Here is a 20,724-nt window from a genome sequence, read left to right on the forward strand (position 1 = left end):
ACGGGCCCGTCGCCGGGCGCTCCCCGGCGGCGGGCCCGTGGCGCCATGGCATGCTGGCGCGATGGGAACCGCGATGGGAACTCCGAGTGATCGTGCCCCGCTTGCCGAGCGGGTCGAGGAACTGCTCGCCGTCGGCGGCCCGTTGCCGATCGTCGCGGCCGGGGATCCGGTGCTGCGGCGCGCGGCCGAGCCGTACGACGGGCAGTTGGCGCCCGCGCTCCTGGCGCGGTTCGTCGAGGCGCTGCGGCTGACCATGCACGCGGCGCCGGGTGTCGGCCTCGCCGCGCCGCAGGTCGGGGTGGGGCTCAGGATCGCGGTGATCGAGGATCCGGCGCCGGTGCCGGACGAGGTGCGGGTGGCACGGGGGCGGGTGCCGCAGCCGTTCCGGGTGCTGGTCAATCCGTCGTACGAGCCCGTCGGCGCCGGGCGGGCCGCGTTCTTCGAGGGCTGTCTGAGCGTGCCGGGCTGGCAGGCGGTGGTGGCGCGCCACGCCGAGGTGCGGCTGCGGGCGCGCGACGAGCACGGGCGGGCCGTGGACGAGGTGTTCGCGGGCTGGCCGGCCCGGATCGTGCAGCACGAGACGGATCATCTCGACGGCACCTTGTATCTCGACCGGGCCGAGTTGCGCTCGCTGGCCTCGAACGCGGCGATGGCGGACCTGTGGGCCCAGCCGACGCCGGAGCGGGCGGCGTCGGCGCTGGGGTTCGAGCTGCCCGGCCCGGCGGCCTGAGCGGCCGCCGGGCTCGCGCTCACGCGACAGCTCGCCTCGCGTCCGTCAGTTGTCCCGGTACGTCTCCAGGAGCCTGAGCCACACCTCGCTGATCGTCGGATACGACGGGACGGCGTGCCACAGGCGGCTGATCGGGACCCGGCCGGCGACGGCGATCGTCGCGGAGTGGATCAGCTCCCCGACGCCCGGGCCCACGAAGGTGACACCGCGCACGATCTCGTCCTCCAGGTCGACCACCATGCGGGCGCGCCCCCGGTAGCCGTCGCCGTACAGGCTGGAGCCCGCCACGGCGATGGGGATGTCGACGGCGCGGACCCGGTGTCCGGCCTGCTCGGCCTCGGCGAGGGTCAGACCGACGGACGCGGCCTCGGGGTCGGTGAACACCACCTGGGGCACGGCGTCGTGGTCGGCGGTCGCTGCGTGCGCGCCCCACGGGTCGGACTCCAGGATCGGCACGCCGGAGGCGCGGGCGGCGATGGCGGCGCCCGCGATGCGCGCCTGGTACTTGCCCTGGTGGGTGAGGAGGGCGCGGTGGTTGACGTCGCCGACGGCGTAGAGCCAGTCGTGGCCCGTCACACGGAGGCTGTCGTCGACCGGCAGCCAGGAGCCCGGTTCGAGGCCGACGGTCTCCAGGCCGATGTCGTCGGTGCGGGGCGTCCGGCCGGTGGCGAAGAGGATCTCGTCGGCCTCCAGGCGGTCGCCGGTGTCCGTGACGGCGACGACGGTGCCGCTCTCACGGGTGACGGACTCGACGGAGACGCCGGTGCGGATGTCCACGCCGGCCTCGGTGAGCGCCTCGGCGACCAGTTCCCCCGCGAACGGCTCCATGCGGGCGAGCAGGCCGCCGTCGCCGCGCACCAGCATCGTCACCCGGGAGCCGAGGGCCTGCCAGGCGGTGGCCATCTCGACGGCGACCACCCCGCCGCCGACGACGAGGAGGCGGCCGGGCGCGCTCTTGGCGCTGGTGGCCTCGCGGCTGGTCCAGGGGCGTACCTCGGCGAGTCCGGGCAGCGGGGGCAGGGCGGCGGCGCTGCCGGTGCAGACGGCGACGGCGTGGCGGGCGGTCAGGGTCCGGCGGGTGCCGTCGGGACCGGCCACCTCGACCGTGCGCGGTCCGGCGAGCCGGCCCCGGCCGCGGTACAGGTCGGCGCCGATGCCCTCGACCCACTGGACCTGGCCGTCGTCCTTCCAGTGCGAGGTGAACTCGTCGCGGCGGGCGAGGACGGCCCGCGCGTCGAGGGGCTCCCGGACGGCCTCGGCCAGACCGGGCAGGCGGCGGGCGTCGGCGCGGGCGAGGACCGGGCGCAGCAGGGCCTTGCTGGGCATGCAGGCCCAGTAGGAGCATTCGCCGCCGACCAGTTCGCTCTCCACGATCGCCGTGGACAGGCCGGCCGCGCGGGTGCGGTCGGCGACGTTCTCCCCGACGGGGCCCGCGCCGATCACGACGACGTCGTACACGAGGGAATCCGATTGCGTCATGGGGTCAGTCTGGTGGGTGGTGTGCGACGTGGCCACATGGGTACGTGCGCGGAATACCCACCGCATCGGCAGTGTTGTGCCGACGGCTACTCCCCCGAAACCAGGAAGAGGGATTACCTCATGACCAGCACCGTGGAACTCACCAAGGAGAACTTCGACCAGACGGTCACGGACAACGAGTTCGTGCTGATCGACTTCTGGGCGGAGTGGTGCGGTCCGTGCAAGCAGTTCGGGCCGGTCTACGAGAAGGCGGCGGAGGCCAACCCGGACCTGGTGTTCGGCAAGGTGGACACCGAGGCGCAGCCGGAGCTCGCGCAGGCCTTCGGCATCCAGTCGATTCCGACGCTGATGATCGTGCGGGACCAGGTGGCCGTGTTCGCGCAGCCGGGCGCGCTGCCGGAGGCGGCCCTCACGGACGTCATCGGCCAGGCCCGGAAGCTGGACATGGACGAGGTCCGCAAGGCGGTCGCGGAGCAGCAGGCGCAGGCCGGGCAGAACGGCGGGGAGGGCCAGTAGCGGCCGGCTCGGCCGTCGGTCAGCTCGACTCCCGGTGCACCACCGTCGCGCCCAGCACCTTGTGGCGCTCGGGCGGGGCGCCGGGGTCGTGCACGGCCCGGTCGACGAGTGCGGCCAGGTCGCGGCCGGCGGGCAGCTCCAGGTGGACGGTGCTCAGCCGGGGCCGCAGCAGCCTGCCGAGCATCAGGTCGTCGGCGCCGATCACGGCGGCGTCGCCGGGGACGTGGAGGCCCTCGTCCTGAAGGGCCCGCATCAGCAGCATCGCGTACTCGTCGTTGTACGCGAACACCGCGTCCAGCCCGAGGGGACGCCAGCGCGCCGCGAGGCGGGCGGCGTCCCCTTCGTCGTAGGCGAGGGGCAGCTCGGTTACGGTGGCGTCGGTGCCGGACACGGCCTCCCGGGCGCCCGCGAGGCGCGGTGCCGAGAAGACGTCGAGGCCGTGTTCCGCCGGCACGACGACGCCGATGCGGCGGCGTCCGCGGTCGTACAGGTGGCGGGTGGCGCCGCGGCCGACGCCCTCCTGGTCGGTGAGCAGGGCGTGCGCTCCGTCGACGGCCTCGGGACCGAGCGTGAGGACCGCCCGGGCGCCGGAGCGTTTGAGGATCTCCACCCCGCGCGGGCCGAGGTCGGAGCCGGGGGCGAGGACGGCGACCGGGCGCAGCTCGGCCCAGGCGCGGGCGGCCTCGTCGCCGTGCACGCCGACGGTGCCGTGCTGTACGACGGTGTAGTCGAGGCGGCCCAGGGCCCACTGGAGTTCGGTGAGGAAGCGGTTGTAGAGCGGGCCGGCCGGGAAGGACGGCGCCGGCATCAGGACCATGCGGCTGTGTCCGGCGCGCAGTGAGCGGGCGGCGGCGTGGGGGACGTATCCGAGTTCCCGGGCGGCCTCGCGGACGCGGCGGCGGGTGGGTTCGCTGATCCGTACGGCGTCGGCGTTGTTGAGTACGTAGGAGACGGTCGCGCGCGAGACGCCGGCCAGGCGGGCCACGTCGGCGCTCGTGGGGGCGGAGCGCGGTGCGGGCGTCTCGGGGGCCGGTTGATTCGGTATCTGCACCATGACGTACGGCATCCTGGCAGAAGCCGGACGCGGGGCGGCGGGCGGGGCAACGCCGGCCGCCCCGGACGGAGTTCAGTCCGTCGGCGCGGTGGCCGGGGACTCGGTCCCCCGGGCCGGGGGTTCGGTGCGGGTGACGCGTGCGACCAGGTCGAGCCAGCCGGCCCGCACGCGTTCCGTGGGCAGCCCGCGCTGCTCGGTGAGGTGGTGGATCAGGGGGGCGTCGAGGTAGGCCATCAGGGTGTGGGCCAGGAGCTCGCAGTCGGCGTCCGGCACGGCCTCCCGCAGCAGCAGTGCCACGTGCTGGTGCAGGAAGCGACGCGGGGGGAAGGCGTGGCGTCGCTCGGCGCTGGGCTCCCCGGCCAGGAGCAGGTCGAGTTTGTCGACGGAGCGGCTCAACAGCGCGCAGCCGAACGCCCGCAGCCGCTCCACCGGCGGTGCGCCGGGCCCCAGCGGCGGCGGACCGCTCAGGAGCGCGGCCTGGAACTTGCGCTCGGAGTGGTCGAGGAGCGCCGCGAGCAGCCCGGTGCGGTCGCCGAAGCGGCGGAAGACCGTGCCCTTGCCCACGCAGGCCGCGGTGGCCACCGCCTCCATGGTGAGCGCCGCCGCGCCGTGCTCGGCGACCAGGCGCTCGGCGGCCTCCAGGAGGCGGGCGCGATTGCGCGCGGCGTCGGCACGCAGGCAGGGCTCGTCCTCGTCGGTCCCGGCGCCGAGCTGAAGCAGCTCGGGCGGACCGACGTTCTCCTGGGGTCGGGGGAAGGGCGGCAGGGCGGCGGACATGAAGCCAGCGTAAAGCATCGGGAAGGAAACTGGACCGCGGTCCGTTTGGGATGTTAGAAATTAAACGGACCCCGGTCCGGATCCTGCGACCGCAGGGTCTCGGCCCGCCCGTCACCATCTTTTCCAGCAGTGGGAGTACTCATGTCTGTCCGCATCCTCGCGCTCGTCGGCAGCCTTCGCGCCGGTTCGCACAACCGCCAGCTCGCCGAGGCGGCCGCCAAGTACGCGCCGGAGGGCGCCGAGGTCCAGCTCTTCGAGGGCCTCGCCGAGATCCCCTTCTACAACGAGGACATCGACGTCGAGGGCAGCGTCCCGGCCGCCGCCGCGAAGCTGCGCGAGGCCGCCCAGGGCGCGCAGGCCTTCCTGCTCTTCACCCCGGAGTACAACGGCACCATCCCGGCCGTCCTGAAGAACGCCATCGACTGGCTGTCCCGCCCCTTCGGCGCCGGCGCCTTCACCGGCAAGCCCGTCGCCGTGGTCGGTACCGCCTTCGGCCAGTACGGCGGCGTGTGGGCGCAGGACGAGGCCCGCAAGGCCGTGGGCATCGCCGGCGGCAAGGTGATCGAGGACCTCAAGCTGTCCATCCCGGGTTCGGTGACCCGCTTCGCCGAGACCCACCCGGCGGACGACGCCGAGGTCGCCGCGGAGCTGACCGAGGTCGTCGCCCGGCTGCACGGTCACGCGGACGAGGCCCTCGCCGCCTGACCCGCACGGCCTGACGTGCCGAGGGACCGCAGCTCGCGCGAGCTGCGGTCCCTCGGCACGTCAGGCCACCGCCGCGGCGGCCAGGGTGCGCAGCTCCTCGAGGGCGACCGCGACCGCGGCCCGCCGGTGGCCACCGGCGCGCGTGCAGGTCATCAGCTTGCGGTGCGGCCGGTTGGCGCAGGGCACGCGGACGATCGGCAGCTCGGGGGTCAGCCGGGCGAGCCGGGGCACCAGGGCGACGCCGAGTCCGTTGGCGACCAGGTGGGCGGTGACGTTCCAGTCCACCGTGTGATGGACCACGTCGGGGGTGAACCCGGCGGCACCGCACGCCGACATGATGTGCGTCCGGCAGGGCGTCTGCGGCATCGGCGCGATCCAGGGCTCGTGCGCGGCGTCGGCGAGGTCGGCCACGTCCCGCCCGGCCAGCGGATGGTCCGCGGGGACGACCAGGTCGAAGGGCTCGTCCAGGAGCGGCCGCTGGTCGAAGCGCGCGTCGGCGGACGGCGGGCTGGAAGGGGTCGCCTCCACCACCGCCAGGTCGCTCTCCCCCTCGAAGAGCAGGTCGAAGCTCTCCACCACCTCGACCTCCCGGATCCGCACCGACAGCCGCGGACACCGCTCGCGCAGCCGCGCCGCCATCGGCGCCAGCAGGACGCAGACGGCCACCGGGAACCCCGTCACCCGCAGCGGCCCGGCAGGGGCCCCCTCCCCCGCCCGCAGCTCCAGCTCGGCCTCGTCCCAGCGGGCCTCGATCGCGTCGGCGTGTCCGAGCAGGCTCTCCGCGGCCGCGGTGAGCCGCACCCCGCGCCCCTGCGGCTCCAGCAGGTCGACGCCCAGGTCCCGGGACAGCTGCCGGATCTGCTGCGACGCGGCGGAGGTGGTGAAGTGGAGGGCACGGGCCGCCGCGGTGACGGTGCCGTAGTGGGCGACGGCCCGCAGCACGTGCAACCTGCGCAGATCAATCATGAAGTACACGCTTCACGGTGGAGTCCGTAAAGTCAACGTGGACATGAACGGATGCGTGGCCGCACCCTTGTCAGTGGCGCCACGGTGGGATCGACGCCCACAGCAGCCTTCCGACGCAACACTGACCACGAGGAGTCGCCATGCCCAGCACGACCGGTGTCGCCTGCCCGCACTGCGGGTGGCCCGACGGTGCCGAGCCCTTCCAGGTGCTGTCCGCCCACCCCACCGGCGCGGGTGGCACCCTGTGGACCCGCTGCGCCTGCGGTTCCCTCCAGGCCCGCCTGGTCGACGAGCACGGCAGCCGGGTGGTCTCGCGCGGCAGGCCCACCCCGGCGGGCTGCTGACCCGCCACCGGGAGGCGGCGCGCAAGACGGTCGGCCGTCCGCGGGTGGGACCGGTTCCGCGGACAGGCGTCACGCCGGCTCCCGCCGCCGCGTCGCCCACAGGCTCGTCGCCGTGGTGACCGCGAGGACCAGCACGATGAACCCGAGCGAGAAGGGGATGCCGATCTCGGGCACGTGCACGCCGGACTCGTGCAGGGCGTGCAGCACCAGCTTGACGCCGATGAAGCCCAGGATCACCGACAGGCCGTAGGACAGGTGCACCAGCTTCTTCAGCAGTCCGCCGATCAGGAAGTAGAGCTGGCGCAGGCCCATCAGCGCGAACGCGTTGGCCGTGAACACGATGTACGGGTCCTGCGTCAGACCGTAGATGGCGGGGATGGAGTCCAGGGCGAACAGGATGTCGGTGAACCCGATGGCGAGCATCACGACCAGCATCGGGGTCATGACCCGCTTGCCGTTCTCCTCCACCCACAGTCTGGTGCCGTGGTACCGGTCGGCGACACCGAAACGTCGCTCGATCGCCTTCAGCAGCTTGTTCTCCTCGTACTCCTCCTGCTCGTGCCCGCCCTTGCGGGCGTCCTGGATGAGCTTCCAGGCGGTCCAGATCAGGAAGGCGCCGAAGAGGTAGAAGACCCAGGAGAAGGCGGAGATCATCGCCGCGCCGGCCGCGATGAACGCGGCGCGCAGGACGAGGGCCACCAGGACGCCGACCATCAGCACCCGCTGCTGGTACTGCGAGGGCACCGCGAACTTCGCCATGATCAGGACGAAGACGAACAGGTTGTCCACGCTGAGCGACTTCTCGGTGAGGTAGCCGGCGAAGAACTCGCCGCCCGGCCCGCCGCCGCGGAACACGAGCAGTCCGACCCCGAACAGACAGGCCAGCACCACCCAGACGGCCGTCCAGATCCCGGCCTCCCGCAGGGACACGTCGTGCGGCTTGCGGCCGATGAAGAAGTCGGCGGCGACGAGGACGCACAGAGCCCCGACGGTCAGCAGCCAGACGCTGAGGGAGACGTTCACCGGTGCTCCTCGTGCGGGACGGGGGTCGGGTGCGGGGTGGTTCCTGATCAGGGTGTTTCCGGCATGCCGGGCAGGCAACCCGGCACCGTGCGCGGCACACCGCGCGGCCGGACCGGCGCGCGCCGGCCGACTCCGACGTGACGGGAGTTACGGATGACTCTTCGGCCCTCGCATCCGCACCCCGACCGCCGCGGTCCGCGCATCGGCGTGCTGGGTTCCTACGGCGGCTTCAACACCGGCGACGAGGCCATCCTGACCTGCGTGCTGAGCTGCCTGCGCGCCCGGCGCCCGGACGCGCACCTGGTCGTCCTGAGCCGGAACGCCGAGCACACCCTCGCCCATCACCCCGACGCGGACGAGGTGGTGGCCTGGGAGGGGGTGAGCCGCAACCACGTCCTGGACGTACTGCCCGGCCTGGAGCTGCTGGTACTCGGCGGCGGCGGCATCCTCTACGACGGCGAGGCGCGGCGCTATCTGCGGTTGGTGCGCGCCGCGCAGATCCGACGCGTGCCCACCTTCGCCTACGCCGTCGGCGCCGGGCCCCTCACGGACGCCGAGGACCGGGACGCGGTGCGCACGGTGCTGGCGGAGATGGACGACGTGGTGGTGCGGGACGAGGAGTCGCGGCTGGTGCTCGAGGAGGTCGGCCTGGAGCGGGAGGTCACGGTCACCGCGGACCCGGCGCTGCTGCTGGCGCCGGAGCCGTTCACCGGGGCGATGATGCGCGAGGAGGGCATACCGTCCGGTGCCCGGCTGGTGGGGATGTCGGTGCGCGAGCCGGGGCGGGCGGCCGAGAAGCTGGACGAGGGCGACTACCACGCCCTGCTCGCCGACGTCGCGGACTTCCTGGTCCGCCGGCTGGACGCGCGCGTGGTGTTCCTGCCGATGGAGCGGCACGACGTACGGCACGCGCACGCCGTGCTGTCCCACATGACGGCCCCGGACCAGGGCCGCATCCTGCACGGCGACTACAGCCCGGGGCAGGTGCTCGGCTTCATGCGCCACCTCGACGTGGCCGTGGGCATGCGGCTGCACTTCGTGATCTTCGCCGCGCTCACCGGCGTGCCGGTGCTGCCGCTGCCGTACTCCGGCAAGGTCTTCGACTTCGCGCGCCGGCTGGGCGCCCCGGCCCTGGTGGGGGTGGCGCGGGAGCAGGCCGGGCTGCTGCTCGCGGAGGTGGACCGGCTCTGGGACGAGTATCCGCAGCGCCGTGCCGACCTCGGGGCCCGGGTGGCGGAGCTGTCCGCGTCGGCCCGGGAGACCTGCGAGCGATGCGGAGCGCTGCTCGACCGGATCGGCGCCGCGCGCGACACGGGCGGCGCCCCGGCGCCGACCGCGGGAGCGGCTGCCGCGTCGGCTCCCGAGGGCACGACGAGCGGCGGCCCGGCAGGTGGTCCGCGATCGGGTGGCCGCCCCTCCCGCGACGGTCCGGCGGACGGCAGCCCACCGGACGACGACCTGACGGGCGACCGGCCCACGGCCGGCGGCCCCACCGACAACAACCCCTCGGACAGCGACCACTCGGGCGACAGCCCCACCGACGGCGACCCGGCGGATGACGGCCTCGCGGACAACAACCATGCGGACAGCAGCCCCACGGGCCACCGCCCCCCGGCCGACAGCCCCACCGACGGCGACCCGGCGGGCGACGACCTCGCGGACAACAACCATGCGGACAGCAGCCCCACGGGCCACCGCCCCCCGGCCGACAGCCCCACCGACGGCGACCCGGCGGGCGACGGCCTCGCGGGTGATGGACCCACGGACTGCGACCCGGTGGACGGCAGGTCGTGCCGGGGCGAGCCGCGGCCGTTGAGTGCCTGACCCGGAGGTGTGCGATGCCGATCCTGGAAGAGCCCCGCGAGGCCCGCACCGTCACGCTGCCGCCCCGGTCGGCCACACACGGGGGCCGCTGCGACGTCCTCGTGGTGGGCGGCGGCCCCGCCGGGTTCGCGGCCGCGGTCGGCGCGGCCGACGCCGGCGCCGACACCGTACTGGTGGAGCGGTACGGGTTCCTCGGCGGCAACGCCACCGTGGCGCTGGTGATGCCGCTGATGTCGTTCCACAACGAGCACAAGCAGGCCGCGTTCACCGAGGCCGGGGACACCTCGCGGCTGCTGCCCACCGACCACGGCGAGGGCGAGCCGGTGGTGGCCGGCGTCCTGTGGCAGCTGCTCGACCGGCTGATGGGCCGCGGCGGCTGTCTGCCCCCCTCCCCGAAGACCGGGTACACGGTCCCCTTCGACCCGGAGCTGTTCAAGTACTCCCTGCTGGAGATGATGGACGAGTCGGGGGTGCGGATGCTGTTCCACTCGTTCGCCTCCGGCGCGCTGCCGCTGGAGGACGGCTCGGGCTGGCGGGTGGTGTTCGAGACCAAGTCGGGACCGGTGGTGATCGACGCGGGGGTGGTCGTGGACGGCACGGGCGACGGCGACGTGGCGACGGCCTGCGGGGCGCCGTACGAGATCGGCCGGCCCGAGGACGGGCTGGTGCAGCCCATGACACTGATGTTCCGCGTCGCCGACTTCGACCGGCCGGAGTTCGCCGCCTACGTGCGCGAGCACCCCGACCAGTGGCGGGGCGTGCACGGGCTGTGGGACCTGATCGAGGAGGCCAGGGCCAACGGCGAACTGCGGCTGCCGCGCGAGGACATCCTGTTCTTCGCGACCCCGCACCCGCGCGAGGTCGCCGTCAACAGCACCCGGGTGAACCGGGTCCTCGGCAACAGCGTCTGGGACCTCACCCGCGCCGAGTACACGGCCCGGCGCCAGCTGGCGCAGATCGACCGCTTCCTGCGCACCCGCGTACCCGGCTTCGAGGAGTCTTACGTGGTGCAGAGCGGTACGCACGTCGGTGTCCGGGAGAGCCGGCGGGTGCTCGGCGACTACCAGCTGACCGGCCACGACATCCTGGGCGCGCGCACCTTCCCGGACGTGATCGCGCACGGCGCCTATCCGGTCGACATCCACAACCCGCGCGGTTCCGGCACCATCCTCAAGCGGGTGCCGCGGGGCAGCTTCTACGACATCCCGCTGCGCTGCCTGCTGCCCCGGGACACCGACCGCCTGCTGGTCGCGGGGCGCTGCATCTCCGGGACGCACGTCGCGCACTCGTCGTACCGGGTGATGCCCATCGCGATGGCGACCGGGCACGCGGCCGGGGTGTGCGCGGCGCTGACCGTCCGACACGGGCGCGGGCCGCGCGGGCTGCCCTACCGGCTGGTCCAGCGAGAACTGCTGCGGCAGGGGGCCCGGCTGCGCACGGAGCCGCACTAACGCCGGGGACGCGGAGTGCCCGGCACGGGTCAGCTCGCCCAGTCCAGCAGGCGTTCCCGTTGCTCGGGCGCGCGCAGGTGGGCGAGGGACTCCTTCTCCAGCTGGCGGACGCGTTCGCGGGTCAGGCCCACGTGCTGGGCGACCTGTTGCAGGGTGCGCGGGCGCCCGTCGTGCAGGCCGTAGCGCAGGCTGAGGATCAGGGACTCGCGCGGGGCGAGGGTGCCGACGGCCTCCCGCAGTTCCGCCGCGAGCGCCTGGAACTCGGCGACCTCGGGGGCCCGCAGCACCTCGGTGTCGGGGATGAGATCGCCGACGACGGTGTCCCCGGTCTCGTCCACGGGGGTGTCCAGGCTGACCGCGTCCCGTCCGACCCGGCGCAGCCAGACGACCTTGTCCGCGTCGATGCCGCTCTCGGCGGCGACCTCCTCGGTGGTCGGCTCGCGGTCGAGGCCCGCGCGGAGCTTCCGTTCGACCTTGGCGAGCTTCTGGAGCTGCTCCACGACGTGGACGGGCAGCCGCACCGTGCGCGCGTGGGTGGCCAGGCCCCGTTCGATGGCCTGGCGGATCCACCAGGTGGCGTACGTCGAGAATTTGAAGCCCTTGGTGTGGTCGAACTTCTCGACGGCCCTGATCAGTCCGAGGTTGCCCTCCTGGATGACGTCGAGGAGGGGCAGCCCGCGGTGGGCGTGGCGCTTGGCCATCGACACGACGAGCCGGAGGTTGGCCCGCACCATGTGGTCCTTGGCCTCCTGGCCGTCGCGGACCGTCTCCTCCAGCGCGCGGCGCCGTCCGGGCGTGGGGGCGGGCTCGCCGGTGTCGGCCGCCTCCAGTTCCTCCCTGGCCCGGACGCCGGCCTCGATACGGGTGGCGAGCCGGACCTCGTCCTCCGCGGTCAGCAGGGGTGTGGCCCCGATCTGGGTCAGGTACTGGCCGAGCAGGTCGGGTTCCTCGTCGGGTTCGGGGATCCTGCCGCGCAGCCGCGCGGTACGGGCAGTGGCACGGCGGTCGTCCCGGGTGCGTGCCGCGGGTGTGCGTGCCGTGGGAGCCATGTCGCTTCCTCCGTCTCCCTCCCCTGCTCGGGTCCTGGGAATCAGTGCGGTGCGGGGATGCCGCGTTCGCTGCGCAGCCGGCGGATCACCACCAGCAGGTCGGCTGCCGCGAGGAGGGCGAGCGCTCCGCACACCACGGCGATGACCACGAGCATGCCGCGCCCCGGACTGTCCCCGGTGCCGGTGTCGGCCGCCCATTGGCCGAAGTAGGCGGCCCCCGCGAGGAACAGCGGCAGGAAGACCGCCGAGAGCAGCAGTCTCAGCCGCAGGGCGCTCTGCGCGCGGACCGGTTCGGTGCCGGTGCGCGGGGAGCGGCGGCCGACCGCGCCGGAGCGGGAACGGGGGACGCGTTCCGTGGCCCGGTGCGGGCTCCGTCGGTCGTTCATGCCGTTCCTCCCCGGTGCTCGGGGTGCCTGTGCCTTCCGTGCCCTGCTTTGCGTGCCGCCGGCGGGGCTTCAGTGGCCGGGTGCGGCGCGGCTGATGTCCGCGAGCGCGGAGTGCGGGTCGTCGGTGGTGGCGAGGTCGCCGAGGGTGACCACGCCGACGGGGACGCCGCCGTGCTCGACGACCGGGAGCCGGCGCACGGCGTGGCGGCGCATCAGCTCGGCGGCGCGGTCGGTGGTGTCGTCGGGTTCGAGGGTGACCACGGGCGGGGGTGTGCACACCGCGCCGACCGTCGTGGCGTCCGGGTCGCGGCCGTCGGCGACGCTGCGGAGCACGATGTCGCGGTCGGTGAGCACGCCGAACAGGTCGCAGTCGTAGGTCACGAGGACGTCGCCGACGTCCTCCTCGCGCATCAGCCGGGCCGCCCGAGCCACCGTCGTCATCGGCTCGACGGCCACCGTCGCCGGTGACATCACGTCTCGGATGCGCCGTGTCATGTCGCGCCTCCCGGGGTGTCGGTTCGGGATTGCCTGCGGGCCGCGTAGCCCGCACCCGGGCCGGTAAACCGTCCCGCGACGCCGGGTTCAGCCCAGGTCGATCAGGGCCAATCCGATGTCGGGGCGATGGGTCTTGGCCAGCTCGGCCGGACTGTCCCGCACCACCACCTCCAGCGTCGGCCAGACCCGGCCGGACAGCAGGTGGCCGCCGCGCGTGGAGCCGTCGGACAGGCCCAGTACGGCGTGCAGGTGCGGGGTCGGTCCGTCGTCGCCGACGGCTACGTCCCCGATGAGCGACAGCACCTCGCACTGTTCGTCCACCGGGATGGGCCGGTAGTCCTTGGCCTGCCGGTCGAACCAGCCGACGACCGCCTCGGAGAAGGCCCCCACGGCGGTCACCTGGGAGGCCCCGAGCGACCGGTCGCGGGCGAAGGCGGTGAGCTCGGCGACCGGGTCCTCGCCGGGGTCGAGCACGACCACGTACACCGCGGACGGACCGTCCTGCACCTGCTGCCACTTCATGGCCGGGCGGGTACCCGGGGCGGGCCCGGACAACCCCGGTCGGCGCGTGACAGCGGCGGTCGCGTCGCCCCGCGCTCCCGCTGTCACTCCTCCAGCGCCCGGCGGATCGCGGCGAGCCATCCGTCGACCGGTCCGAACGTGAGCAGTCCGCTGCCCGCGCCCGCGAGTTCGCCGGCCGCGGGCAACAGCCTGTCGTACGTCCGCCGCAGCGCCGGACGGTCGCCGAGGGCGAGGGCGAGCGCGGCCTCGGCGCAGCACAGGGCCTCGTAGAGGAGGTCGGGAGGCGGTTCGGGCAGGGCCCGCAGGGCGCCGCGGGCCTCGGTGTCGCGGCCTTCGGCCAGGAGGGCGAATGGCTCGGCCCAGGGCCGGTACGGTCCCCAGTCCGCGCCCGGGTCCACCCGCGCGGGTCGGCCGCGGGACAGGCGCAGGCCGAGCAGCGCGAGGGGCAGCAGCCCGCGTTCCAGACCCGGCATCCCGGCGCCGTCGAGCCGTGCGGCGGCCGACCGGTAGGCGGCCTCGGCGCTGTCCTGTGGGCTGCCGGAGGAGCCGGGCGAGTCGGAGGGGCCGGGGGAGGAGCCGGCGGAGACGGCCTCGCGCAGAGCCCGGTACCAGGCGGTGAAGACGGCCACCAGGGGGCGTTCGTGCCGCTCGGCGAGACGGTCCGCGGCCCTGGCGTGCTCGTCGGCGGCGGTGAGGTCGGCGAGGGCGGCACGGGCCTGGAGCCGGATCAGATGGCCGAGCACCTCGTGGTTGACCAGGCCGTGCCGGAGGCCGAGCGTGACGAGTTCGGCGCCGATCGCGTCGCGGCGCGGCGCCAGTCCGGCGCGGGTGCAGGACTGCATGAAGACGCCGTTGAGGGCGAACGCGAGCAGCGCGGGGTCGTCCAGGCGGCGGGCGATGTCCTCGGCCTCGGCGGCCGCCCGCGGCCCGCGCGGGGAGCGCACGCCCCGCGACTCGAGGGCGACGGTGGCCAGCAGGCGGCAGCGGGCCGCGTCGGCGGAGGGGGCCCCGGGCAGGACGACGAGGGTGCGTTCGGCGGCCTCGACGATCCGCCGGGCCAGTTCGGGGTCGTCGCTGCGGGTCCAGTTGGCGGGGACGTCGTAGGCGCCGATCACCCGGGCCGCGAGGTCCGCGTCGCCGGTCTCCTCCGCCGCCTGGACCACCGCCATCCGGTGTTCACGGGCGGCCTCCAGGCCACCGCCGCCGGTGACCGCGAGGCTCCGCAGCAGACCGACGGTGGACTCCAGGCGGGCCCGGGCGCCGGCGGCGACGGTGCGGTCGTACGCCTCGGTCGCGCGGGTCCACAGGCGGGCCGCCGCGTCCGCCGGTTCGCCTGGCGGGTCCAGCTCCGGGTCCTGGGCGAGGATGCCGGCCTCCAGGCGGCGCAGCCGGGGCCCCGGGTCGATGCCCAGCCGGCCGGCCAGCAGGGCGCGGGCCCGGCGCAGCACGGCGAGGGCGTCCGCCTGCCGCCCGGTCCGGTACAGGGCGAGCGCGAGCAGGCGCCAGGACTCCTCGCGCCAGGGGTGCTCGGTGAGGTGGGCGTCGAGGTCGGGGACGGCCTCGGCGGCGCGGCCCAGTTCCACCAGCAGCTCCGCGCGGCGTTCGACGGCGCGCAGCCGCAGTTCGGTGAGCCTGGAGCGTTCCCCCCTGGCCCAGTCCTCCGTGCCGAACTCGGCGTACGCGGGCCCCCGCCACTCCCCCAGGGCCGCCCGCAGACGGTCGGGTGCCTGGGCGGCGGGCAGCCGGTCGGCCTCGGCGACGGCGGCCTCGAAACGCCAGGCGTCCACGGCGTCCGGCGCGGCGCGCAGGGCGTATCCCGGGCCCTCGGTGACCAGCAGCCGGGCCGGGGCGCGCGGCGGGCGGTCGGGTTCCAGGGCGCGGCGCAGGTCCCCCACGAAGGTGCGCACCGCTCCGACGGCCCGCGGCGGCGGTGTCTCCCACAGGTCCTCGACCAGGCGGGCGACCGGGACGACCCGCCGCCGGGCCAGGATCAGCCGGGCGAGCACGGCGCGGTGCCTGGGGCCCTTGAGGGCGAGCGGGTGCGGGCCGCGCCCGGCGGTGACGGCGCCGAGCACACCGAACGTGACCGCGTCCATGTCCCGTGTTCCGTCCGCTCCGATCCACCACCGTTCGTGCGCTCACCACGGTACGCGTACGGGCCGGTGCCCTGCCGGGCGCCGCTCGGTCGGCGCCGCACGGCGTGCCGCTCGGCTTGCTGATCGGCGTGCCGCTTGGCTTGCTGACCGGCTTGCCGCTCGGCTTGCTGATCGGTTGCTGATTCGCGCGCGGGAGGCTCGATGGCGTCACGAGGACCTGTGACGCGAGCAGCGAGAAAGAGGCACTGACCACCATGGAACCCACCATCCCCGGCTTCACCCACGACCGTGTGACGGTCGCCGACGGCGTCGGCCTGCACGTGGCCGTCGGCGGCACCGGCAGCCCCGTCGTCCTGCTGCACGGCTTTCCCCAGACCCATCTGATGTGGCGGCACGTCGCCGCCGACCTGGCCGCGGACCACACCGTCATCTGCCCCGACCTGCGCGGTTACGGCGCCAGCGACAAGCCCGCCGACCCGGACGGCACCGCGTACGCCAAGCGGGCCATGGCCGCCGACGTGGTCGCCCTGGCCCGCGAGCTGGGGCACGAGCGGTTCGCGCTGGCCGGTCACGACCGGGGCGCGCTGGTCGCGGTGCGCGCCGGGCTCGACCACCCCGGCACGGTGACGCACCTGGCCGCGCTGGACGTGCTGCCGACGCTCGACATGTGGGACGTCCTGCACGGCACGACGGCGGCGGTGGGCTTCCACCTGTACCTGATGGCGCAGCCGCCGGGGCTCCCCGAGCAGCTGATCGGCGCCGCGCCGGACGCGTTCTTCGGCCACTTCCTCGACCTCTGGACCCGGGATCCGGACGCCCTGCCGGCCGACGTCCGGGCCGCCTACCTCAAGGCGTCCCGCGAGGCGGTGCCCTCCATCGTGGCCGACTACCGGGCCTCGGCCGGCATCGACGTGGAGCACGACCGGGCGGACCGGGAGCACGGCAACCGGCTGCGGATGCCGGTGACCGTCCTCCAGCAGGACTGGGGCGCGGCTCTCGGCTACGACGCCGCCGCGCTGTGGCGGGCGTGGGCACCGGACCTGCGGCACGAGACCGTGGGCTGCGGGCACTTCATGGCGGAGGAGGCGCCGGACGAGGTCGCCGGGGCACTGCGCGCGCTGCTGACCCGCTAGAGCGCACCGGGGCCGCGGGCACAACGATCGGTTGTACATGCCGCCCGGCCGGTTGTTTGATCCGCCCGGCCCCGGCTCGCTTTGATGTCGGGCGTGACGGAGTCTGGTGTGGTCGAGTCGGACGTGGTGGGCGGCGGGTCGTTGGGGAGGGGGTTCCGGTGGCTGTGGGCGGCGTACGCCGTCAGCACGTTCGGCACTCGGCTCGCCTTCGACGCCTTTCCGTTGATCGCGGTGGTGGTGCTGGACGCCGGTCCGGGGCAGGTGGCGGCGCTCGCGGCGGCGGGTCTGGCGGTGGGCGCGGTCGTGGCGGTGCCGCTGGGGCCGTGGGTGGAGTTCCGGCGCAAGCGGCCGGTCATGGTCGCGATGGACCTGGTCCGGTGCGCGGTGCTGCTGAGCGTGCCGCTCGCGTACGCCTTCGGGTGGCTCGGCTTCGCCCAGCTGCTGGTCGTGTCGGTCGTCGTCGCCGCGGCCGACATCACGTTCCGGGCCGCCTCCGCCGCCTGCCTCAAGGCCCTGGTGCGCTCGCCGGACCTGCTGGCCGCGAACGGCCGGTTCGAGGCGACGACCTGGACCGCGACCATGCTCGGGCCCCCGGTCGGCGGGGCCGCGATCGGGCTCTTCGGACCGGTGGTGACGGTGGCGGTCGACGCCGTGAGCTACCTGCTCTCCGCGCTGGGGATCCGTGCGATCGGCGGCGCGGAGCCGCCCCCGCGGCGCACGCAGGCGGCCCGGATGCGCGCCGGCGACCTGCTGGACGGCTGGCGGTACGTGCTCGCCTCGCCGGTGCTGCGCCCGCTGTTCCTCAACACGGTCCTGGTCAACGCGTTGATCATGGCGACCGCGCCGCTGCTCGCCGTGCTCATGCTGGGCGAGTTGGGCTTCGCTCCCTGGCAGTACGGTCTCGCCTTCGCGGTGCCGTGCGTGGGCGGGCTGGTCGGCTCGCGGCTGGCCCGTCCGCTCGTGGCGCGCTTCGGGGAGCACCGGGTGCTGGTCGTCAGCGGGGTGCTGCGCGTGTGCTGGCCCGTGGGGCTGGCCTTCGTCGGCCCGGGGGCGGGGGGCCTGGTCCTGGTGATGGTGGTGGAGTTCGGGCTGATCACGTCAGTGGGCGTGTACAACCCGGTGTTCGCGACCCGTCGGCTGGAGCTGACCCCCGCGGACAGGGTGGCGCGCACCCTGTCCGCCTGGACGATCAGCGGGAAGCTGACGACCGCGGCCCTGACCGCGGTGTGGGGGCTGCTGGCGGGCCTGACCGGAACGCGTACGGCGGTCGCGCTCGCGGGTCTGCTGATGCTGGCGACCCCGCTGCTGCTGCCGCGGCGGGGCCCCGCGCCCGGGCCCGTCCCGGTTCGGCCCGCCGGTGACGGGTGAGCCGGGCCGGGCGCCGGACGCGGCGGGCGGACGCCGTCAGCGGGCCCCGGGCACGTCCTCGGTGACGCCGTTCAGCGGCGAGGCCGGGTCGCTGCCGTACGGGCGGGTGATGGCCTCCATGCCGTGCCCGGACGGGTCGGTGAAGTACACGCCCCGGCCGCCGTCGTTGCGGTTGATCCGGCGGGGGTGCCGGCCGGGCGGGTCGGCCTGGATGGGCGTCCCGCTTTCGACGAGCCGGGCGAGGATCCCGTCGAACTCGTCCTCGGAGACGAGGAAGGCGTAGTGCTGCGCGGGAATCTCGATGTCGACGCCGGCGAAATCGAGGGTGACGCCGTTGGCGGTCGTCACGGGCAGGAACATTCCGGCCGGCTCGCCGACCTCGAGACCGAGGATCGACGCGAGGAAGTGGGCGGACTTCTCCCGGTCGCGGGAGAGAACGATGGTGTGGTTGAACTCGACTGACACGGTCAATGCCTCCACGGGCATCTCCGCGACGCCTCCATGCCTCACCCGGACGGTGACCGACACGCGATGCCGCGCGCGGTGATCATACGTCGCTGTCCGCTCCTCGCCCACCCTCAGCCGGAGTTGCCCCCCTCTCCCGCCCTCAGCCGGACTGGTCGCTGTCCTTCATCGCGCCCCAGCCGTGCCAGCGCTCGACCTCGACGAAGGCGCTGACCCGGGGGCGCTCCCGGTTCGGGTACGGGTTGCCCGTGTAGTGCCGGGAGAGCCGGTCGATGCCGGAGAGGTCCTCGTCGTCGCGCATCTCCGCGACGCGGCCGATCAGGGTGACGTGCGTGTACCAGTCGTCGTCCGCGAGGACGGTCAGGGTGACGCGCGGGTCGCGGCGCAGGTGTCCGAGGCGCACGCGGCCCGCGTCGAGGTTGATCAGGACCCGGCCGTCGTCGTCCCAGAGGTACCAGGTGGGTGTGGAGACGGGCGCGCCGTCCGAACGGAGGGTGGCCATGACGCACGGGTTGGGGCGGCGCAGCAGTTCGACGGCCTCGGGCGGCAGCGGCGGCTTGGACATGCGGGCTCCTCACGTTCGGTGTGGTCCGGCGCCGGGTCCGGTGCCGGAGTGGGGGTGTCTCGTGCAACCCGGTACCCCGGGCGGGCTCATTCGGTCGCTTCGGCCGCCTTCTCCTCGAAACTGGCGAAGTACGCCGCCGCCATGTCCTCGTCGCCGTGCCCCTGGGCCGCGGCCCGGGCGAACCGCTGCGCACCGGCCGCGGCGAGGTCCAGCCGGACGCCGTTCGCCTCGCCCGCCTCGACGATCAGGCGGGCGTCCTTCTCGGCGGTGGTGACGGCGAACTGGGCCGGCGTCAGCGCGCCCTCGCGGATCAGGCCGGCCTTGGCACGCAGATAGCCCATGTCGAGCGGCCCGCCGGCGACCGCGTCGAAGAAGGCGTCCGGGTCCACGCCCAGCGCCTTGGCCAGGGCCAGGACCTCGCCGACCGCGTTGGTGGCGGCGAGGACCCAGCTGTTGGCGACCAGCTTCAGCCGGGTCGCGCTGCCGGCCGCGCCGTCCTCGCCGGTCCACACGGTGCGGGAGCCGACGGCGTCGAACACGGGCGCCACCCTGTCCCGCGCCTCGCCGGGTCCCGCGGCCAGCACCAGCAGTTGACCGGCCTCGGCGGGCCGGCGGGTGCCGAGGACGGGGGCGTCGAAGAAGACGAGCCCGTGCTCGTGGGCGAAGGCGGCCAGGTCGGCGACCGCGTCGACGCCCGCGGTGGTGGACTGCGCCCACACGGTGCCGGGGCGCAGGCCGGGGGCGGCCCGCCGCATGACGTCGAGGGCGGCCGGGCCGTCGTAGAGCATCGTGAGGACGACGTCGGCGCCGTCCACGGCCTCCGCCGGGCTCTCGGCGACGTGCGCGCCGTCGGCGGCCAGTGGCTCGGCCTTGTCCCGGCTGCGGTTCCAGACGCGGACGGTGTGTCCGGCGCGGGCGAGGTTGCGGGCCATCGCGGCACCCATGATGCCGGTGCCCAGGACGCTCACGGTGAGCTGGTCGGTCATGACGTCGCCTTCTGATTCGTACGGGCTTGCCGGGGGCCAGCCTGCCACCCGGTGCGGGTCCCCGCGCGTCCGCACCGGGACGTCCCGTACGGTACGGCCCGTGAGCGCCTTCACCGACGACATCGACAGCAACGGCGGGACCGTCCCCGGACGTTACGGTCCCGCCGCCACCACCGAGGCCGATCCCCGGGAGGTGGGCCGGGTGCGGACCGAGTACTCCCCCGCGCACGACGGCGACCCCGATCCGGGCGAGATCGTCTGGACCTGGGTGCCCTTCGAGGAAGCGGACGGCCGGGGCAAGGACCGGCCCGTCCTCGTCGTGGCCAGGGAGGCGGCCGGGACCGTGCTGGCCGTACAGCTGTCCAGCAAGCGGCACGACGGGGACCGGGAGTGGGTGCCGATCGGGAGCGGGCCGTGGGACCGCTCCGGGCGCGACTCCTGGGTCGACGTGGACCGGGTGCTGCGGCTGCACGACGCCGGTATGCGCCGGGAGGCGTGCGCCCTGGACCGGATGCGCTTCGACCTCGTACGGCAGCGGCTGCGGGAGCGCTACGGCTGGAGCTGACCGGGGCGGGCCGCGCCCCGCTGGTCGCCGGTGATCTCGAAGACGGTCCGCCCCGGAGCGGACCCGGTGTGGGCGGCGTCGGGGCGACGGGGCCCGGCCCCTGCATGCGCGTGCCGTCCCGGGCCGCCTCGACCGCCGCCGCGACGGACGCCTCGCGGCCGTCGGACGTCCGGTGGGAGCCGGCGGCGACGATCTGCTCGGTCTGCCGGGGATCCCCCGCGGGCG

The 20,724-nt window shown here is 74.6% G+C and carries 21 protein-coding genes and 1 pseudogene; 9 read left to right on the forward strand and 13 right to left on the reverse strand.

What is annotated here, in order from left to right; all coding sequences use genetic code 11:
* The first annotated feature begins 73 nt into the window (after positions 1 to 73).
* Entirely contained in the window at positions 74 to 730 is a 657-nt protein-coding gene (locus D1J63_RS02870) for a peptide deformylase (RefSeq protein ID WP_125635135.1), read from the forward strand.
* 45 nt (positions 731 to 775) lie between these two features.
* On the opposite strand, the gene D1J63_RS02875 is transcribed toward D1J63_RS02870, so the two are convergent.
* Positions 776 to 2,209 (reverse strand): NAD(P)/FAD-dependent oxidoreductase, encoded by a 1,434-nt coding sequence (locus tag D1J63_RS02875; protein ID WP_125627584.1) that lies wholly within the window; start codon positions 2,207 to 2,209, stop codon positions 776 to 778.
* 120 nt (positions 2,210 to 2,329) lie between these two features.
* On the opposite strand from D1J63_RS02875, the gene trxA reads away from it, so the two are divergent.
* Entirely contained in the window at positions 2,330 to 2,725 is a 396-nt protein-coding gene (trxA, locus tag D1J63_RS02880) for a thioredoxin (protein WP_102931195.1), read from the forward strand.
* A 19-nt stretch (positions 2,726 to 2,744) separates the two neighbouring features.
* Here the strand turns inward: trxA and D1J63_RS02885 are convergent, their stop codons facing one another.
* Positions 2,745 to 3,779 carry a LacI family DNA-binding transcriptional regulator gene (locus tag D1J63_RS02885; protein WP_125627585.1) on the reverse strand — a complete coding sequence of 345 codons (1,035 nt, stop codon included), beginning with the start codon at positions 3,777 to 3,779 and terminating at the stop codon, positions 2,745 to 2,747.
* A 72-nt stretch (positions 3,780 to 3,851) separates the two neighbouring features.
* Complete coding sequence (locus D1J63_RS02890) at positions 3,852 to 4,556, reverse strand: TetR/AcrR family transcriptional regulator (protein WP_125627586.1); 705 nt, start codon at positions 4,554 to 4,556, stop codon at positions 3,852 to 3,854.
* Positions 4,557 to 4,697: 141 nt separating this feature from the next.
* Between D1J63_RS02890 and D1J63_RS02895 the strand changes: the two genes are divergently transcribed.
* The gene (locus D1J63_RS02895; protein ID WP_125627587.1) at positions 4,698 to 5,261 is read left to right on the forward strand and encodes an NAD(P)H-dependent oxidoreductase; all 564 of its coding nucleotides are present in this window, start codon (positions 4,698 to 4,700) and stop codon (positions 5,259 to 5,261) included.
* Between the two features lie 60 nt (positions 5,262 to 5,321).
* On the opposite strand, the gene D1J63_RS02900 is transcribed toward D1J63_RS02895, so the two are convergent.
* A complete protein-coding gene (locus D1J63_RS02900) occupies positions 5,322 to 6,227 on the reverse strand; it encodes a LysR family transcriptional regulator (RefSeq protein ID WP_102928490.1) in 906 nt (301 codons plus the stop codon).
* Between the two features lie 140 nt (positions 6,228 to 6,367).
* On the opposite strand from D1J63_RS02900, the gene D1J63_RS02905 reads away from it, so the two are divergent.
* Positions 6,368 to 6,571 carry a hypothetical protein gene (locus D1J63_RS02905; RefSeq protein ID WP_102928489.1) on the forward strand — a complete coding sequence of 68 codons (204 nt, stop codon included), beginning with the start codon at positions 6,368 to 6,370 and terminating at the stop codon, positions 6,569 to 6,571.
* A gap of 69 nt (positions 6,572 to 6,640) precedes the next feature.
* On the opposite strand, the gene D1J63_RS02910 is transcribed toward D1J63_RS02905, so the two are convergent.
* Positions 6,641 to 7,594 carry a TerC family protein gene (locus tag D1J63_RS02910; RefSeq protein WP_125627588.1) on the reverse strand — a complete coding sequence of 318 codons (954 nt, stop codon included), beginning with the start codon at positions 7,592 to 7,594 and terminating at the stop codon, positions 6,641 to 6,643.
* A gap of 153 nt (positions 7,595 to 7,747) precedes the next feature.
* Between D1J63_RS02910 and D1J63_RS02915 the strand changes: the two are divergent.
* Together D1J63_RS02915 and D1J63_RS02920 are read left to right on the forward strand one after the other, a co-directional pair.
* A pseudogene (locus D1J63_RS02915) lies at positions 7,748 to 8,896 on the forward strand (polysaccharide pyruvyl transferase family protein); the annotation flags it as partial.
* Between the two features lie 536 nt (positions 8,897 to 9,432).
* Positions 9,433 to 10,869 carry an FAD-dependent oxidoreductase gene (locus D1J63_RS02920; RefSeq protein ID WP_125627589.1) on the forward strand — a complete coding sequence of 479 codons (1,437 nt, stop codon included), beginning with the start codon at positions 9,433 to 9,435 and terminating at the stop codon, positions 10,867 to 10,869.
* Positions 10,870 to 10,898: 29 nt separating this feature from the next.
* On the opposite strand, the gene D1J63_RS02925 is transcribed toward D1J63_RS02920, so the two are convergent.
* The 5 genes from D1J63_RS02925 to D1J63_RS02945 all read right to left on the reverse strand — a co-directional run bounded on the left by D1J63_RS02925 (position 10,899) and on the right by D1J63_RS02945 (position 15,417).
* The gene (locus tag D1J63_RS02925; protein WP_125627590.1) at positions 10,899 to 11,918 is read right to left on the reverse strand and encodes a sigma-70 family RNA polymerase sigma factor; all 1,020 of its coding nucleotides are present in this window, start codon (positions 11,916 to 11,918) and stop codon (positions 10,899 to 10,901) included.
* 41 nt (positions 11,919 to 11,959) lie between these two features.
* A complete protein-coding gene (locus D1J63_RS02930; protein ID WP_197923669.1) occupies positions 11,960 to 12,304 on the reverse strand; it encodes a DUF6343 family protein in 345 nt (114 codons plus the stop codon).
* Positions 12,305 to 12,373: 69 nt separating this feature from the next.
* Positions 12,374 to 12,799, reverse strand: a complete 426-nt coding sequence (locus D1J63_RS02935; protein WP_102927675.1) for a CBS domain-containing protein — start codon at positions 12,797 to 12,799, stop codon at positions 12,374 to 12,376.
* A gap of 87 nt (positions 12,800 to 12,886) precedes the next feature.
* Complete coding sequence (locus D1J63_RS02940; RefSeq protein WP_125627591.1) at positions 12,887 to 13,321, reverse strand: PPC domain-containing DNA-binding protein; 435 nt, start codon at positions 13,319 to 13,321, stop codon at positions 12,887 to 12,889.
* 83 nt (positions 13,322 to 13,404) lie between these two features.
* Positions 13,405 to 15,417, reverse strand: coding sequence for a BTAD domain-containing putative transcriptional regulator (locus D1J63_RS02945; RefSeq protein ID WP_125627592.1), 2,013 nt, complete (start codon positions 15,415 to 15,417; stop codon positions 13,405 to 13,407).
* A 254-nt stretch (positions 15,418 to 15,671) separates the two neighbouring features.
* On the opposite strand from D1J63_RS02945, the gene D1J63_RS02950 reads away from it, so the two are divergent.
* The gene (locus D1J63_RS02950) at positions 15,672 to 16,550 is read left to right on the forward strand and encodes an alpha/beta hydrolase (protein WP_125627593.1); all 879 of its coding nucleotides are present in this window, start codon (positions 15,672 to 15,674) and stop codon (positions 16,548 to 16,550) included.
* An 84-nt stretch (positions 16,551 to 16,634) separates the two neighbouring features.
* The gene (locus D1J63_RS02955; protein WP_125627594.1) at positions 16,635 to 17,918 is read left to right on the forward strand and encodes an MFS transporter; all 1,284 of its coding nucleotides are present in this window, start codon (positions 16,635 to 16,637) and stop codon (positions 17,916 to 17,918) included.
* Positions 17,919 to 17,954: 36 nt separating this feature from the next.
* Here D1J63_RS02955 and D1J63_RS02960 read toward each other — a convergent pair whose 3' ends face one another.
* The 3 genes from D1J63_RS02960 to D1J63_RS02970 all read right to left on the reverse strand — a co-directional run bounded on the left by D1J63_RS02960 (position 17,955) and on the right by D1J63_RS02970 (position 19,934).
* Entirely contained in the window at positions 17,955 to 18,383 is a 429-nt protein-coding gene (locus D1J63_RS02960) for a VOC family protein (protein ID WP_125627595.1), read from the reverse strand.
* Between the two features lie 142 nt (positions 18,384 to 18,525).
* The gene (locus D1J63_RS02965) at positions 18,526 to 18,948 is read right to left on the reverse strand and encodes a PPOX class F420-dependent oxidoreductase (RefSeq protein ID WP_125627596.1); all 423 of its coding nucleotides are present in this window, start codon (positions 18,946 to 18,948) and stop codon (positions 18,526 to 18,528) included.
* Between the two features lie 86 nt (positions 18,949 to 19,034).
* Positions 19,035 to 19,934, reverse strand: a complete 900-nt coding sequence (locus D1J63_RS02970) for an NAD(P)-dependent oxidoreductase (protein WP_125627597.1) — start codon at positions 19,932 to 19,934, stop codon at positions 19,035 to 19,037.
* A 100-nt stretch (positions 19,935 to 20,034) separates the two neighbouring features.
* Between D1J63_RS02970 and D1J63_RS02975 the strand changes: the two genes are divergently transcribed.
* Complete coding sequence (locus D1J63_RS02975; protein ID WP_125627598.1) at positions 20,035 to 20,499, forward strand: type II toxin-antitoxin system PemK/MazF family toxin; 465 nt, start codon at positions 20,035 to 20,037, stop codon at positions 20,497 to 20,499.
* Positions 20,500 to 20,724 lie beyond the last annotated feature (225 nt).

It is taken from the genome of Streptomyces sp. KPB2, from assembly GCF_003950055.1.
GTDB lineage: Bacteria > Actinomycetota > Actinomycetes > Streptomycetales > Streptomycetaceae > Streptomyces > Streptomyces salinarius.

Excerpts from the sequence above, each read along its gene's own strand:
- D1J63_RS02925 (WP_125627590.1), bottom strand. The coding sequence starts at position 11,918 with ATGGCTCCCACGGCACGCACACCCGCGGCACGCACCCGGGACGACCGC.
- D1J63_RS02935 (WP_102927675.1), bottom strand. The coding sequence starts at position 12,799 with ATGACACGGCGCATCCGAGACGTGATGTCACCGGCGACGGTGGCCGTC.
- D1J63_RS02905 (WP_102928489.1), top strand. The coding sequence starts at position 6,368 with ATGCCCAGCACGACCGGTGTCGCCTGCCCGCACTGCGGGTGGCCCGAC.
- D1J63_RS02940 (WP_125627591.1), bottom strand. The coding sequence starts at position 13,321 with ATGAAGTGGCAGCAGGTGCAGGACGGTCCGTCCGCGGTGTACGTGGTC.
- D1J63_RS02870 (WP_125635135.1), top strand. The coding sequence starts at position 74 with ATGGGAACTCCGAGTGATCGTGCCCCGCTTGCCGAGCGGGTCGAGGAA.
- D1J63_RS02945 (WP_125627592.1), bottom strand. The coding sequence starts at position 15,417 with ATGGACGCGGTCACGTTCGGTGTGCTCGGCGCCGTCACCGCCGGGCGC.
- D1J63_RS02900 (WP_102928490.1), bottom strand. The coding sequence starts at position 6,227 with ATGATTGATCTGCGCAGGTTGCACGTGCTGCGGGCCGTCGCCCACTAC.
- D1J63_RS02885 (WP_125627585.1), bottom strand. The coding sequence starts at position 3,779 with ATGGTGCAGATACCGAATCAACCGGCCCCCGAGACGCCCGCACCGCGC.
- D1J63_RS02930 (WP_197923669.1), bottom strand. The coding sequence starts at position 12,304 with ATGAACGACCGACGGAGCCCGCACCGGGCCACGGAACGCGTCCCCCGT.
- D1J63_RS02895 (WP_125627587.1), top strand. The coding sequence starts at position 4,698 with ATGTCTGTCCGCATCCTCGCGCTCGTCGGCAGCCTTCGCGCCGGTTCG.
- trxA (WP_102931195.1), top strand. The coding sequence starts at position 2,330 with ATGACCAGCACCGTGGAACTCACCAAGGAGAACTTCGACCAGACGGTC.
- D1J63_RS02890 (WP_125627586.1), bottom strand. The coding sequence starts at position 4,556 with ATGTCCGCCGCCCTGCCGCCCTTCCCCCGACCCCAGGAGAACGTCGGT.
- D1J63_RS02950 (WP_125627593.1), top strand. The coding sequence starts at position 15,672 with ATGGAACCCACCATCCCCGGCTTCACCCACGACCGTGTGACGGTCGCC.
- D1J63_RS02965 (WP_125627596.1), bottom strand. The coding sequence starts at position 18,948 with ATGTCCAAGCCGCCGCTGCCGCCCGAGGCCGTCGAACTGCTGCGCCGC.
- D1J63_RS02875 (WP_125627584.1), bottom strand. The coding sequence starts at position 2,209 with ATGACGCAATCGGATTCCCTCGTGTACGACGTCGTCGTGATCGGCGCG.
- D1J63_RS02955 (WP_125627594.1), top strand. The coding sequence starts at position 16,635 with ATGTCGGGCGTGACGGAGTCTGGTGTGGTCGAGTCGGACGTGGTGGGC.
- D1J63_RS02970 (WP_125627597.1), bottom strand. The coding sequence starts at position 19,934 with ATGACCGACCAGCTCACCGTGAGCGTCCTGGGCACCGGCATCATGGGT.
- D1J63_RS02920 (WP_125627589.1), top strand. The coding sequence starts at position 9,433 with ATGCCGATCCTGGAAGAGCCCCGCGAGGCCCGCACCGTCACGCTGCCG.